Annotated in this window: 9 protein-coding genes; 5 read left to right on the forward strand and 4 right to left on the reverse strand. The window is 49.9% G+C overall.

Translation table 11 applies throughout. From position 1 onward, the window contains the following. Nucleotide 1 precedes the first annotated feature (1 nt). The 3 genes from QQ055_RS03695 to QQ055_RS03705 all read right to left on the reverse strand — a co-directional run bounded on the left by QQ055_RS03695 (nucleotide 2) and on the right by QQ055_RS03705 (nucleotide 4,913). Entirely contained in the window at nucleotides 2-2,437 is a 2,436-nt protein-coding gene (locus QQ055_RS03695) for a WD40 domain-containing protein (RefSeq protein ID WP_286004243.1), read from the reverse strand. Beyond that, a complete protein-coding gene (locus tag QQ055_RS03700) occupies nucleotides 2,386-3,513 on the reverse strand; it encodes an AAA-like domain-containing protein (RefSeq protein WP_286004244.1) in 1,128 nt (375 codons plus the stop codon). Before QQ055_RS03700 ends, QQ055_RS03695 begins: the two co-directional genes overlap by 52 nt. 65 nt (nucleotides 3,514-3,578) lie before the next feature. Then, complete coding sequence (locus QQ055_RS03705) at nucleotides 3,579-4,913, reverse strand: AAA-like domain-containing protein (protein WP_284478500.1); 1,335 nt, start codon at nucleotides 4,911-4,913, stop codon at nucleotides 3,579-3,581. A 312-nt stretch (nucleotides 4,914-5,225) separates the two neighbouring features. On the opposite strand from QQ055_RS03705, the gene QQ055_RS03710 reads away from it, so the two are divergent. Both QQ055_RS03710 and QQ055_RS03715 read left to right on the forward strand, forming a co-directional pair. Then, nucleotides 5,226-8,351 (forward strand): ATP-binding protein, encoded by a 3,126-nt coding sequence (locus QQ055_RS03710; RefSeq protein WP_349775315.1) that lies wholly within the window; start codon nucleotides 5,226-5,228, stop codon nucleotides 8,349-8,351. A 55-nt stretch (nucleotides 8,352-8,406) separates the two neighbouring features. Continuing rightward, entirely contained in the window at nucleotides 8,407-9,738 is a 1,332-nt protein-coding gene (locus tag QQ055_RS03715; protein WP_286004245.1) for a sensor histidine kinase, read from the forward strand. Here the strand turns inward: QQ055_RS03715 and QQ055_RS03720 are convergent. Continuing rightward, nucleotides 9,712-10,311: a peptidoglycan-binding domain-containing protein gene (locus tag QQ055_RS03720; protein ID WP_069967737.1), complete on the reverse strand. Its 600-nt coding sequence runs from the start codon at nucleotides 10,309-10,311 to the stop codon at nucleotides 9,712-9,714. The genes QQ055_RS03715 and QQ055_RS03720 overlap by 27 nt on opposite strands. Nucleotides 10,312-10,479: 168 nt before the next feature. On the opposite strand from QQ055_RS03720, the gene QQ055_RS03725 reads away from it, so the two are divergent. The 3 genes from QQ055_RS03725 to QQ055_RS03735 all read left to right on the forward strand — a co-directional run bounded on the left by QQ055_RS03725 (nucleotide 10,480) and on the right by QQ055_RS03735 (nucleotide 14,302). After that, a complete protein-coding gene (locus QQ055_RS03725) occupies nucleotides 10,480-10,818 on the forward strand; it encodes a hypothetical protein (RefSeq protein WP_286004246.1) in 339 nt (112 codons plus the stop codon). Nucleotides 10,819-10,835: 17 nt separating this feature from the next. Then, a complete protein-coding gene (locus QQ055_RS03730) occupies nucleotides 10,836-11,414 on the forward strand; it encodes an ADP-ribosylglycohydrolase family protein (protein ID WP_490722103.1) in 579 nt (192 codons plus the stop codon). A gap of 371 nt (nucleotides 11,415-11,785) precedes the next feature. Continuing rightward, nucleotides 11,786-14,302, forward strand: coding sequence for an HD family phosphohydrolase (locus tag QQ055_RS03735; protein ID WP_284478496.1), 2,517 nt, complete (start codon nucleotides 11,786-11,788; stop codon nucleotides 14,300-14,302). Nucleotides 14,303-14,356 lie beyond the last annotated feature (54 nt).

A 14,356-nucleotide genomic window follows, 5' to 3' on the forward strand; every position in this document is an offset into this window, starting at 1 on the left:
CCTAGAAGCGCATGGGTTTAAGTTGATGCTTGCAAATTGGGCGATCGCGTGCGGCTAATTCTGAAGTGGTTTGCAAATAATCTCGAACCCACTGACAACCATATTCGAGCAAATTCAGCTTCAGGACTGCTTCTAAATTCCAGACAATGGCACTGCGATCGTAGCTACCGGACGCCAGCGTTTTGCCATCGGGACTGAATGTCACCGAAAGAACGCCGGAAGTATGACCGCTTAAGGTGCTTAACAGGGTGCCCTCAACCGACCACAACTTGACCGTATTATCTAAAACACCAGCGGCGATGAATTGCCCATCGGGACTAAATGCCACCCGCGTTAAGCCCATATCATCTCCTTCCAGAGTCCGAATTAACTGTCCCTGGCGGTTCCACAGATATAATTGACCGTTGCGCCCCGTCGCCGCAATCAGTTGGCTGTCGGGACTAATGGCAACGCCCCACATTTCGCTGCCGTTGCCTGAAAGAACGAGGTGAAGCTCTTCTGCAAGGTGGCCTGGGGTATCCCAAGTCCAAAGCTTGACCGTGCCATCTAAACTGCTGGTGGCGACAAACTGACCATCGGGACTAAACGCCAAATTCCAAATGCGACCTGTATGGGCGGGTAGCGTTTGGCGCAATTGAAATTCGTTGCGCTCGTCGCGCTGCCAGAGTTTGAGGGTGCGATCGTCTCCAGCCGATACGAGAAACTGACCGTCCGGGCTATAGGCCAGTCCATACACTGCTGCACGATGAGCAGTGAGGCGGGTAGTTTCGCCACTCTTCCAATCTATCAGTAAAATTTCGCCGCTAGCTCCCGCGATCGCTAAAGTTGATTCCGTAGGGCTAAAAGCGCCAGCATAAAATAGAATTGCGCTAACGGGTAAGGATTTCACTAAGACGCCATCGGATCGCCACAAGCGAATCTCTTGACTAGAGATCCCAGCAATCAGCGCTTCATCCGCATTTCCCGGAGCATAAACCACCTGCCACAGCACATCAGGATGGTTGTGCAAGCCTACAAACAAGGGGTTATGGGTGTTCCACAACTTCACTGTGCCATCGGCGCTTGAAGAGGCGAGAGTTCGTCCGTCGGGGCTAAAGGCCACTGCCCGCACGGTTCCCCGATGTTCTCGATAGGTTCTCATTAACTCGCCGTTTTGATTCCACAGCTTCAGGGTTTTATCAGAACTGCCAGAGGCGATCGCGCTACCATCTGGACTAAAAGCAACGCTCAACACCTCCGCACTATGACCGCTGAGGGTTTTGAGCAATGCGCCTTCGCGACTCCACACCTTGACTAAATTATCGGCTCCCCCAGAGACCAGCTTTTGGCCGTCTGGGCTAAAAGCAACGCTCCAAACGGCTTTATCGTTTTCTAGGGTGCGGATGGAGGTGCCGTCCAGGTTCCACAGCTTAATCGTATTATCAACGCTGGTGGAGGCTAACCGCTGACCGTCCGGGCTAAAGGTAATATCCCAAGCGGCTGCCTGATGCGCTGTAAAGCTTCTCACCAACGTTCCATCCGCCCGCCAAAGCTTAATAGTGCGATCGCCGCTAGTGGAGGCAATGGTTTGTCCGTCGGGGCTAAAACTCACTCCCCAAATAGGAGCCGTATGACCGATTAAGGTGGTTAACAGAGAACCTTCAATGCTCCAAACGGGAACGGTGCCATCTAACCCAGCGGCAATCAAGCGCTGGCTATCGGGACTAAATTGCACCTCATAAACCGTCGCGCTGTGGGTGAAGGTGCGGACGAGTTTGCCATCGCGCTGCCACAACTTCAAGGTGCGATCCGTTCCAGCAGTGGCGATCCATTGACCATCCGGGCTAAAACTGACACTTAATACCCCCCCTTGCTGGGCGGCGATCCGGTTCGCCTCATCTGCCCCGTAGACAGCTGTTTCTAGGGCTTGATGCGTTTTTTGGTCTAAACGCGATCGCACGGACGCAGGAAGCAGCCACAGCCGGTAAAACTTGCGCCGCGCTTGCATGGCTTGCACCAGGGCATCAAGGCGCTGATAGGAGGCAAAACTCCCTTGAGAGGCCGCCGCGATCGCTTCAACTTCGCTGGCGGCTGATTGACGATAGGCGAATAAGGCAATTCCCGCAAAACCTGCCGTTGCAATTAACGCGACGGTGAGCAGTTTTAGGAGTTGGCGCTGGCGTCGGGCGCTTTTTTGTTCCAGGGCTAGCCGCACTTCCGCTTCTCGCAGGCGTTCCATTTCCAGGGTTTTCTGCACTTCTCGCCGTTCCATTTCCTGGCTAGCTGCTAGATAGCGGTAGTCGAGATCGCTTAAGCTTTGGCGCTGCGTCCAGTCTAGAACCTCTTGCAGGGCTTGTCCCCTGAGCAGCCGCGACTCATCTTTGACATTGGGAGGCCAGCCAAGCGTTAAATAACTGGGGAGTAGGGACGCAGGGCATCTAATTGTTGGGCGAGCCATTCCCGGTTAAACACGGTTTGATAGATTGGATTTTTGATTCGCAGATAGCCGGAGTGTTTTTCAACTAACCCAGATAACAGCAGTTCTGTTTGAGTGGGGGAGTCATCGGCGGGAACGCTGGTTTCAAAGAGTCGCTGATACAATCCGAGAATGCGTCCGGCTTTTTGTTCGTTAAACAAGAGGCGATCGCGAATGGTTTTGAGGTGTTCGGGTTCGTCTTGAGCCTCCCAGTTGTCTAGAATCTGCTGTTGTACGATCTCATCGAGTTCTTGAGGGCTTAACTGGAGCGGCGTTTCTAGGGAGGCGCGAGCCACAATCAACTGACATAACTTTTGGGTTAAAAAAGGCTGTCCGCCCGTCCAATCAAAGATGCGGTTGAGAATGTCTTGAGGATTGAGATACGCTTGGGCAAGTCCGGCGAGCAGGGGGGCGGCTTCTGAGTGCTGAAACCCTTGAAGGGCGATCGCGGTGCCAATATTAAACGGGGTGCGGGTTTTGTCGCTAATTAAATCGCTCGGTGTTGTCACCCCAAATAGAGCGAAGGTGAGGCGGCTATAGGTGGGATTATCGGCTCGATAGTTATAAAATGCTCGAATCAGCGCAAAAAAGTCATCGGTGGAAAATTTCAGGCTGAGGATAGTATCAATTTCATCAATGAAAATGACAATCGGCTGTTGGATTTCCACGAGTAAAACTTTGTCAATGAGTTCTCCCAACCGTGCCACGCTGGATAGATGGGTTTGACTGCGCCACCACTGACCGATGTTGATGGGTAAGGAAAACCGCTTGCTTAAAAATCCCGCGATCGCTGCATACCATTGCTCAACGGTAATCTGTTGGGTACCAATGCCCGACAAGTCAATGGTGCCGCACTGTACCCCAACCTGTTGCAAGCGTTCGGTGGTTTTCACCCGCAAGCTAGATTTCCCCATTTGTCGGGAGTTAAACACATAGCAGAATTCACCTTGCAGCAAGGCGTCAAACAGTTCGCGATCGGCTGCGCGTTCAACGTAGGTCGGATCGCTAGGAGGTAAGCTACCGCCGACCTGATAGGCTGATTGAGAGGATAAGAGCATAAGTCGTACTGAACTCCATCAAGGTCTGTATCCGCAGTCCCTCACTGTTCAATGGGGTTGAGCGGTTATTTCAACACCTGACTGAAGTAGGCGCGATAAAGATTGCAACTCGGTAGTGCCCGTTGATTTTGGAAACTCACTAAACCTAGCCCTTGCAATTTAAAAGCTTGGGTGGGATGCAAAAGCGCCCCTTCTGGGGTTAAAAGGGTTTGCTTCATAGCATTCAGCAATTCAGGGTCTTGTTCCAGACAAGCAAGTTGCTGGCGTAAATGGCTGCTAAAAATGCTATCGGGCGCGATCGCAGTTTGGGTAAATTCCTTGGGTTCAATAGGGCGCTGGCTGAGATCGAACAGAGCAAGCTGAGTTAAATAGGGATGTCCGCCCACTAAATTTAACAGGGTTTCGGCATAAGCATTTTCGGATGACAACCCGTAACGCAGGGTTAACTCTTTCACCCGATCGAGGTTGAAACACGATAGCTCAATGGATAGCCCCACATTGAAGGGCGATTGATGTAAATTCAGCGGCAAATAGGCTTCTGTGGAATGGACAATCACCAGGCGCAAACGCTGCCATAGCTCTCGGTTAACGCCCCCATGTTTTCCCTGTTCGTACCACGCTCGCAACATCCCAAAAAAATCGGCGGCAATATGGGGATAGTTGAAAACGACGTTGACTTCATCTAACACTAAGAGCAAGGGGCTAGGATCGGCCGGAAGCAAATAGGTTTCAAAATAATCCGAACAGCTATAACTCCCGCCAAATAAGGAATCCCAACGTTCCTCTAGTTCAGTTGGCAAACCCAAGGCTCTAGCGACCATTGCACAAAACCATCGCAGAAACTGATCGAGATCGGTAAAGATGCGATTATCTGCCAACTGCAAGCTAATGGCGGCGGTGCGGAGTCCTCGATCTTCAGCATGGCTGAGAATGCGAGCCATCAGGGAGGTTTTGCCAAACTGACGCGGTGCTTTAATCCGGATCAGCGCTCCTGGGGTAAATACCTCGTCGTTACAGAGTTTTTCCGCAGGGGGTCGATAGATATAAAAGGGCGAGTCGAGTTCTAACTGACCTTTAAGAGGGGTTTGCTGAAGGTGAGTTAACACAGAAGCGGACCGATCGTTGTCTTGGCTTAAATAATCATCGGTGGCGATCGCCAGTCCAAAAGCTTGGAAATAAGCTTCTAGGGTGGGATAGTCCACGGGCTTTTGGCGGTGGCGTACCTTGGTGAGGGTGTTATTGCTTAACCCAGTGCGATCGCTCAGTTGTTCTAGGGTATACGGTCTACCCAAATTTTCGCGCAAAGCGGATAGATGCTCGGCAGCCTGCAACCGTTGCCAGCCATGCGAACTCAGAACTACGCCTCGCTTTCTTCTCGAAGAACTTAATCGATCGATCATGGGCATTCAACAAATGCGTCTCTCTAAGGCATAACTCTCCTGATTATCCCAGGTTGCTTTGGACAGCGCTATAAGTTGCGGCTCCTCTCGCTTAAGTTTCGTGACTAACCTGCGATCGTGAGTGGCTAAGAAGGATAGTTATATACAAAAATAAGTCTTAAGAAAGATGACCAAAAATGGCAATTCTCTATAGTTTCAGGGTACTGCACTTTCTGCCCCATCATCAACTTTTTATTCAACAGCCCGATTGCCTGTTGAAACGTCCCCTAGAGTGCTGATTCGCCCCAAACATCCCATTCATTCTTTCAGTCAATGACCATGCTGGATTTTCTCACGACTCTTTTGTCGCCGAGTCAGTACATGCCTCACGGGCACTGTTATTTGTGGCAAACCCCTTTAGTCTGGCTGCATGTCACTAGCGATGCGCTGATTGCCTTTTCCTATTTTTCCATTCCCGCGATGCTTCTCTTCTTCATCCGCAAGCGGGGAGATATTCCGTTTTCTGGCGTGTTCGCTTTGTTCGGTGCCTTTATTGTCCTGTGCGGCACGGGTCATTTAATGGATATCTGGACGCTGTGGCACCCGGCTTACTGGGTATCTGGGGTAGAACGGGCAATTACGGGATTGGTTTCGTTTTATACAGCCCTCCGACTGGTGGAACTGCTGCCTCAGTTCTTAGCGCTGAAAACGCCGAAACAACTGGAGTTAGTTAACCAAGAACTGGAACGACAAATTGTAGAACGCGAGCGAGCGCAAGCCACCCTCAGACAGATTGTAGCGGGGACGGCCTCCGTGACGGGGGAAAAGTTTTTTTCAGCCCTGGTCAGCGATTTAGCCTCTGCCTTAGAGGTTTCCTACGTCCTGGTTTCAGAAGTGGTGGGAGATCCCATTCACAGCCTGCGAACCCTAGCGTTTTGGTCGGGAAATGAGGTCCTCAATGGTTTGGAATATGCCTTAGTAGACGTTCCCTGTGCAGAGGTGATTGAAAACAAAGTCCTTTGCTACTATAGCGATCGCTTACAGGCCCGTTTTCCCAGCAGTCAAATGATTGTGGACTTAGCGGCCGTTAGCTATATGGGCGTTCCCCTGCTTGATAGCGAGCAAAACTGCATTGGCAACCTCTGTATTGTGGATACAAAACCCCTCCCCGCAGACGAAAATACTGAAGCCATTGTCAGCGTTTTTGGCGCTAGAGCAGCGGTAGAACTTCAACGCAAATGGGCTGAAGAGTCGAAAAACCGGGCTTACGAAGAGTTAGAACTCAGAGTTCAAGAAAGAACCGCCGAACTCGTTGAAGCCAATGTTGCTTTAGAAACCGAAATTCGCGAGCGGATCGCCACCGAAGCGACGTTGCAGCGCATGGCAGAACGAGAACGCGCAACCGCCCGCGTGATTCAGCGAATGCGCCAAAGCTTAGACCTGACAGCAATTTTTGATACGACAACCGAGGAATTACGGAAAACCCTACGCTGCGATCGCGTTCTCATCTATCGCTTCGATTCAGACTGGAGCGGTCAAGCCATTGCTGAATCAGTCGCTCCCGGATGGAATACAATCGTCACGCTGCAAGACCTTAACCCCGATTTTGTTAAGGCAACAACCAATCGTCCAGATTGCATTATCCAGCGTTTAGATGGCTCGCAGATTCAGATTCACGATACCTACTTAAAAGAAACGCAAGGGGGAATCTATCGCGATCGCTTTGATTATTGCTGCGTTCCTGATATTGCTCAAGCTGACTTTCCGCCCTGCTATTTGGAATTGCTACAAACCTTGCAGGCAAATGCGTATGTAATTGTCCCCATTTTCTGCGGTTCTCAGTTATGGGGCTTGCTGGCTGCCTATCAAAATACCAGCCCCCGTCAGTGGCAGTCCGCAGAAATTCAAATGATTTTACAAATTGGCAGCCAGTTAGGAGTCGCCGTACAACAAGCCGAACTGTTTGCCCAAACGCAACGCCAAGCAGAAGAACTGCAACAGGCTAAAGATACCGCCGATGCAGCCAACCGCGCCAAAAGCGAGTTTCTGGCGAATATGAGCCACGAGCTAAGAACGCCGTTAAATATCATTTTAGGGATTGCTCAACTGCTCAATCGCGATCGCGCCCTGAGTACCAACCATCAGCAATACCTCAAAACCCTCAGTCACAGCGGCGAACATCTCCTCGACTTGATTAATGATGTGTTGGAGATGTCCAAAATAGAAGCAGGACGACTCACCTTCAATCAAACTAGCTTCAATCTTCACGAATTGCTCAATAGCTTGCAAAATATGCTGCAAATCAAAGCAGCGTCTAAAGGCTTGCAATTGACCTTCGATCGGAGTCCGCATTTACCCAAAGGCATCAAAACCGATGAAGGTAAACTCCGTCAAGTCCTGCTCAACCTCCTGGGCAACGCCATTAAGTTTACCCGGCAAGGCAGCGTGACCTTAAGAGTTAGCGAGCAGAACGATGGCGATCGCACCCAGTACCAACTGACCTTTATCGTAGAAGATACCGGCCCCGGCATCGACCCTCAAGAACAAGAGCGCCTGTTTAAGCCGTTCCAACAAACCGAAACCGGCTTAAAAGCAACGGAAGGAACGGGTTTGGGGTTAGCCATCAGCCAACGTTACGTCCAAATGATGGGCGGAGAAATTCGGGTTTCTAGCCAAGTTGAACAAGGGAGTGCTTTTTCCTTCTCGATCCCGGTAGCACTGGTAGATGAGCCGGAACTTCCCATTGAAGAACAGACCAATGTACGCGGGCAAGTGATCGGACTGGCTCCCAACCAACCTACCTATCGCATTCTGATTGTAGAAGATCGCCCCGCCAACCGCTTAGTGCTTGCAGATTTACTCAACTTACCCGGTTTTGAAATTCAAGAGGCAGAAAACGGACAAGAGGCGATTTCGCTTTGGCAAAGTTGGCAACCCCATTTAATCTTTATGGATATCCGGATGCCAATCCTCAATGGCTATGATGCCACGCGCAACATCCGCACCCAAGAACAGCAACGGTTGCAATCGAACAATGCGCTTTCTTCAACCAAAATCATCGCTCTAACTGCAAGCGCTTTCCAAGAACAACGCCAAGATATCCTAGCCGCCGGATGCGATGGTTTTATCAGCAAACCGTTTAAAAGCGAGGAGATTTTTGAAAACATTGCAAAACATCTCAACGTCCAATATCTCTATAGCGAAAGTCCAGATTCTGCGGATGGTGCCAACTTCAATGAACCCCAAGAAGTTCAATTTCTGACTCTAGAACGATTGCAAGTTATGCCGCTTGCTTGGATTGAAAAACTTCATCAAGCTGCTCTTCAAGGCAATGATTATTTGATTGCTGATTTGCTTGTTCAAATCCCCCAAGAAAACCAGTCCCTCGCTAAAATAATTTCTCATTTAATTGAGGAATTTCGCTTCGATCAAATTACTGAAATTACAAGTAAAATCTAGCCCTTCTTTACTCATGCATACTCAATTAGTAACCCAGAAATTATTACCTTTTAACATGAAGTCATTCCCTCCAACCATTGCTAACCGCGAATCTTCCCGAACAGAACCTTATCTGCCTGATATTTTGCTGGTAGATGATATTCCGGACAATTTAAAATTTCTCTCAAACTTCCTAACAGATCGCAATTATCGCGTTCGTAAAGCAGTGAATGGCAAAATGGCTTTAGCTGCGATTCAAGCTTTGCCACCGGATTTAATTCTTTTAGACATTAATATGCCAGATATGACTGGCTATGAAGTGTGTCGTTATTTGAAAGAAAATCCAACAACATCCTCAATTCCTATCATCTTTCTGAGTGCTGCGAGCGAAACGATTGATAAAGTTGAAGGTTTCCGTTTAGGTGCAGTTGACTACATTACCAAACCCTTTCAGCTCGAAGAAGTTCTAGTCAGAGTTCAAACTCAATTAACCGTGCGAGAACTTCAAAAGAAATCAGAAGAACAAAATATTCAACTTCAACAAGCGCTAGACAATCTCAAAAAAGCTCAAGAGCATTTAGTTCATCAAGAAAAAATGGCAACGCTTAAAAAGGTTGTGGCTGGCGTTGCCCATGAAGTTAATAATCCCCTCAGTTTTATCTTTTGCAATACCGAACCTGCCCATCAACATATTCATAATCTTCTAACCATTCTGGCGCTTTATCAACAATCCTGTCCGCAACCCCCACCGGAGGTTCAAGCTTTAATTGAGGAAATTGATGTAGAATTTATTACAACCGATTTAATTCAACTGGTTAAATCGATGAAAACGGGTGCCAGCCGCATTCATGCAGTAATGGCTGCTCTGAAGAATTTTACTCACCTGGATGAATCTGGATTTAAAGAAATCAATATTCATCAAAATATAGAAGCGGTTTTAGCCTTGCTGCGCTATCGTCTCGGCGCTAGAAATGATGAGTTTCAGATTCACGTTGAAAAAGATTATGGAACCTTGCCCCCCATTTATGGTTATGCCGAGCAAATCAATCAGGTTCTCTTTAATTTAATTCTCAACGCAGTTGAAGCGATTGAATGCAAATATAATCGTTGGCAGCGCCAATTTTTTCAACCCCAAATTAAGATTTGGACGGAAATTCGAGGTTATGAATCGATGGTTATTGGAATTCAGGATAATGGAATTGGCATATCTTTAGAAAGTCAAGCGCGTTTGTTTGAACCTTTCTTTACCACCAAGCCCGCAGGTCAAGGTTTGGGGCTGGGTTTAGTCACTAGTCGGCGAATTATTGAAGAAATGCATAACGGTCGCTTGAGTTATGTTTCTTCAGCAGAAAAAGGCACCCAATGGGTCATCGAACTCCCCTTATTCAAACAAGGCTCTCCAAGTTGAAGGACCCACAATGCCATCCACTTCTAAACCGTAACTTTCTTGAGCAGCAAAGACAGCGGCTTCTGTGGTTGGGCCAAAGTCTCCGTCAATTTCTCCCCAATAAAAGCCAGCTTCTTGCAAGCGAATTTGCAGCCGTTCAACAGCCGAACTGCTCATTCCCCGTCTGAGGATCGGAAATTCTTCTGTAGCGGGCGGAATGTAAACGGGGTTGGGGGTGACGGGTGCAGGTGCAACTCCTGTGGCGGCGAAGGTGACGGGCGGAAATAAGCGAAACCAGGTATTGGGGCCGACAATACTATCGGCGTCTATTCCAGCAGCTTGTTGAAAGCGAGAAACCGCGATCGCAGTCGCTTCGGCAAACAAGCCATCAACCGGACCGCTATAATAGCCCAGTAGCTTGAGGGCTGCTTGCAGTTCAGACACCGCAGAACCTTGAGCGCCTAAGCTGAGTGTTGGGCGAGTCAGCGCCTCGGCTTGGGGAGGAGAAAGCAGCGTTTGACCCTTAGCCGGAGACAGGGTACTAAAACTCCCGACTAAGACAGCGCTAGCAATAGAAGCGTACAAAATTCGCATGACGTTGACTCCGAGTGTGGATCTCGATCGAGCGTTTTTCCCGTTAGTCTAGCAAGCCGATCGATACGGATGCTTGTAGGATGGAGACAATCAAGTTGGTTGATGCATCAGACGTTACGGGAGGGCAATAGAACGCCTCGCGGCTAGTTGCGAGGACGTTGACACATTATGCGTTATTCACTCCTTAGTCGCTTTCAAGGTACTTTTTGCGGTTCGGTGTTGGGCGAGTTATTGGGCCTCAATTTGCCAGGACTCCCCAAGGGTCAGTTTCCCCCAGTGTCAATTTCCGGGGGATGGTATGATTTTGCGATCGCCAGCACCGATCATCTCCTCAAGGCGAATTCAACCGAACGGGTAGCAACGTCCCCGTCTCCGGCTGCCCTCGGCGCGATCGTACCCGTTGCCTGTTTTTATCATGAAAATCGGCTGTTATTGCACAACAACTCGCCTCTCTGGGTCAAAGCTACGCCTTTACCCCTGAAATTCAGCTTAACGCCGTTATTTTAAGTCAAATTCTGGCTTTAATTTTCAAAGAACAGTTGCTCGTTCCCTTGAACGTCTTACCGCAACTGACCGAGCAATTCCACGCCGAACTAGAGCATTTAGACTCAAAAGAACTATTACCCCAACTGCACCATCTCCAAACCTTACTCGAACAAGGGGCAACTCTAGAAGCCGTAGAAAGCCAACTCAGCCACCCTTGTACGGCTACCCTGTCTATGTTGCGGGCGTTGTATTGCTTTTTAAGCACGCCGGAAGATTTTCGCCTGGTGGTTTTGCGAGCAGCGCGAACCTCCAAAACGCCGCAGCTAACCAGCGCGATCGCGGGGATGCTAGCCGGAGCTTACAATAGTTTTTCAGGAATTCCCCTCTCTTGGCGTCTGGGCTGGCACAAGTTAAGTCATGCTCAGGGAACTCCGCCCGATATTCGCCACCTTTCTCAACTGGCGCATCATCTCTGGGCAGCTTGGTCAGGTTCTTACTATGCGATCGCGCCTGCCCTACAATCAAAAGACGATGGCAATCTGGTCAGCGATCCGGTTTTTCTGAATGTCGCTCAGTTAAGCGCGATCGCAGCACCCCAGACCCTCCGCCCGCGTTAGTCGTGGGAAACTTGGCTCAGGATCGCGATCGCATCCCCAGTTGAAAATTTCCGCTCGATCCCCTATCCATCCGGAGAGAGTAGGCCAATGTTTGAGAACCCTTTAATGTAAGTAATCAAACTGTTAGCCTAAAGTCCGCTGAAAAAAAAGTGTCTCGGAACAGGCGAGACCCGTCTTAGTCAACTCCCCAAGGCACTTTTAGAGCTAATAACCGATTGTGTTTCCGTCTGGGGGATAAGCGCGTGAAGAGTCAGTCTAACAGAGTAACAAATTTTCTAGGGCTTGTCTTGGCTATAATCAGGGTCATGACCGTATATTTTGGTGGCCTGACGGAACAGTTCTGCTGTAGCCGCAATTAGTTGGGTGCCTCTATGAAACCAATTGAGTTGTTAGCGCGGCAGGTCGATCAGTGGTGGCGGGTTTACGTCACGGAAACTCCTAGCGCGCGCAAGCGCGTCACACAAAGATCGCACCCGCCCAGATGGGCCTCAATATTACCTGGTGCTTTTGTTCAAACTGACGCAATGACGGCACAACTCAACCGAACCCGCAACAAGCGCCTCAACTACAAGGCACACCCATCTGTCTTAGTAGCGATCGCCGTTGTCTCTTTGACCAGTACAATTGGGTACCGATTTTACAACGCCCCCAAACTGGATGTGGGAACCATTGCCCCAGAAACCCTGTTTGCGCCCGATGACGCCAGAGTTGAAGATACCAAATCCACCGAGGAAAGGCGCAAGCAAGAACGTACCGGAGCCGTACCCGTCCTGATGCTCAATCAGGTTGTCAACCAAGAAATTTATCGCGAACTTTACAACCTGCTCTCTAGAGGCACCCAATTGCGTCTGAGTGCCGGACCCTTTCCTTACCTAGACCCCACGGCGCTTTCCACCGAAATTCAGCATTACCTGCGCGCTTGCGAAGAGTGGGAATGGCGAATAATTCGCCTAAGCGTTACGCGAGAGACGCCCCAAAGACCCCTCGCCTTCGGTCGGGGGAACGAGCCGGGGCGTTCTGGGGGGACTGCGAATGCTCTAGCGGGCGTCAGCTCTGCCGAACAGCAAAGAGCGATCGCGCAATTACGCCGCCTCAAGCAATCTGCTGGCCCCGTCGGGTTTGCCAGCATCCTGCAAAGCATTGAGCAAGCACGCCTCGCCTATCAGAACGCCACCGCCAACCTAGAACGACAAGTTGCGCCCAATAGCCGCAAACTGTACAAAGTCACCTTATTTGAACTCACCGATGCCGAATGGGAAACCACCCAACAGGGCATTAAAGACACAACCGCCCGCATCCTCGCTCAAGGCGTACCCAGAGGGCTGCCCCCCAATATCCTGCGAAATGCGATTAGCTTGCAGGTGAATGGCTCTGTCCCCTTAAAAGCAGAGCCTCTCGCGATTGAGGTTCTCTCCTCAATGCTTAAACCCAATCTGATCGAAGACCCCGAACAGACCCGCCTGCGAGCCGAACAAGCCGCTAGAGAAGTCGATCCGGTGATTATTCAAATTGCCAAAAACGAGGTGATTGTAGAGGCAGGACAAAGCATTTCCCAAGCAGATTTTGTCCTGATTGATTATTTTGGTTTGAGCGAACGCGGCATTAACTGGAGGGGTTTGATCGGCTTTGCCAGCTTAGTGGGTAGCGCCGTCTGCATTTTCTGGTTGGTGGAAAGACGCGTTCACTCCGGAATGCGACGCCGAGATTATTTATTAGTATTGCTGCTAACTCTGAGCGCCCCGATTTTAGTGAGCTTGGGCGTTTCCTCCACCAGCTTGCCCGCCATTGGCTTATTGATTGGTAGCTTCTATGGTTCGGCCATTGGGGTGACGGTGGTGGGTTTATTGAGTTTAGCGCTACCGATTGGCTTAGAAATTACGATTAGCGATGGGTTGGCGAGTGCGGCGGGTGGCTTGTTAGGTGGCTTAGTCGCCGGAAGATTGCGATCGCGCGAAGAAGTCGCCCTCCTCGGCGTCGGCGTGGGTTTAATCCAAGGTGGCGTTTACCTCTTAATTGCCATGATTTCCAGTTCGTCCGTAGGACTGGTTTTACCCACAGTTCTCGGTGCAGCAGCATTACGCAGCCTCAGCGGCATCGCTTGGAGTATCGTAGCATTGGGTTTAAGCCCCTATCTGGAGCATGTTTTTGATTTAGTTACCCCGGTTCGTCTGGCTGAATTAGCTAACCCCAACCGCCCCCTGTTGCAGCGCCTCGCCCTAGAAGCGCCCGGAACGTTCCAACATACCCTGTTTGTCTCTACCCTAGCCGAAGCCGCCGCTAGAGAACTCAATTGCAATGTGGAGTTAGTTCGCGCCGGAACGCTGTATCACGATATTGGGAAAATGCACGATCCGCTCTTGTTCTGCGAGAACCAAATGGGCGGTCCGAATAAGCACGATACTGAAATTAAAGACCCTTGGAAGAGTGCCGACATTATTAAAAAGCACGTCAGCGAAGGTTTGGTGATGGCCCGCAAGTACCGTTTGCCTAAAGCCATTCAAGCTTTTATTCCAGAACACCAAGGGACAATGCTAATTGCCTTTTTCTATCACCAAGCGCAACAGATGGCCCAAGACGATCCGAACATTACAGTCCGCGAGTCAGATTTTCGCTACGATGGGCCGGTTCCCCAGTCGCGAGAAACCGGAATTTTAATGCTAGCCGACTCCTGCGAAGCGGCCTTGCGATCGCTAAAAGAAGCCACCTACGAGGAAGCGTTGGCAATGGTCAATAAAATCCTCAGAGCGCGCTGGCAGGATAATCAGTTAGTGGATTCTGGTTTAACCCGCGAGGAAATGAATACCATCGCTGATGTCTTCGTCCGCGTTTGGCAACAATTCCACCACAAGCGAGTCGCCTATCCTAAAACTGCCCTCACTGCTAAATAGAGTGTAAAGTGCTGAGTGCTGAGTGCTGAGTGGGAAGAGGGTGGGGATGGGAGC

It is taken from the genome of Geitlerinema calcuttense NRMC-F 0142 (assembly GCF_030285425.1).

What these genes read in the sequence shown, in the direction of transcription:
- QQ055_RS03695 (WP_286004243.1), bottom strand. Translation starts at nt 2,437, where the DNA reads ATGGCTCGCCCAACAATTAGATGCCCTGCGTCCCTACTCCCCAGTTAT.
- QQ055_RS03700 (WP_286004244.1), bottom strand. Translation starts at nt 3,513, where the DNA reads ATGCTCTTATCCTCTCAATCAGCCTATCAGGTCGGCGGTAGCTTACCT.
- QQ055_RS03705 (WP_284478500.1), bottom strand. Translation starts at nt 4,913, where the DNA reads ATGATCGATCGATTAAGTTCTTCGAGAAGAAAGCGAGGCGTAGTTCTG.
- QQ055_RS03710 (WP_349775315.1), top strand. Translation starts at nt 5,226, where the DNA reads ATGACCATGCTGGATTTTCTCACGACTCTTTTGTCGCCGAGTCAGTAC.
- QQ055_RS03715 (WP_286004245.1), top strand. Translation starts at nt 8,407, where the DNA reads ATGAAGTCATTCCCTCCAACCATTGCTAACCGCGAATCTTCCCGAACA.
- QQ055_RS03720 (WP_069967737.1), bottom strand. Translation starts at nt 10,311, where the DNA reads ATGCGAATTTTGTACGCTTCTATTGCTAGCGCTGTCTTAGTCGGGAGT.
- QQ055_RS03725 (WP_286004246.1), top strand. Translation starts at nt 10,480, where the DNA reads ATGCGTTATTCACTCCTTAGTCGCTTTCAAGGTACTTTTTGCGGTTCG.
- QQ055_RS03735 (WP_284478496.1), top strand. Translation starts at nt 11,786, where the DNA reads ATGAAACCAATTGAGTTGTTAGCGCGGCAGGTCGATCAGTGGTGGCGG.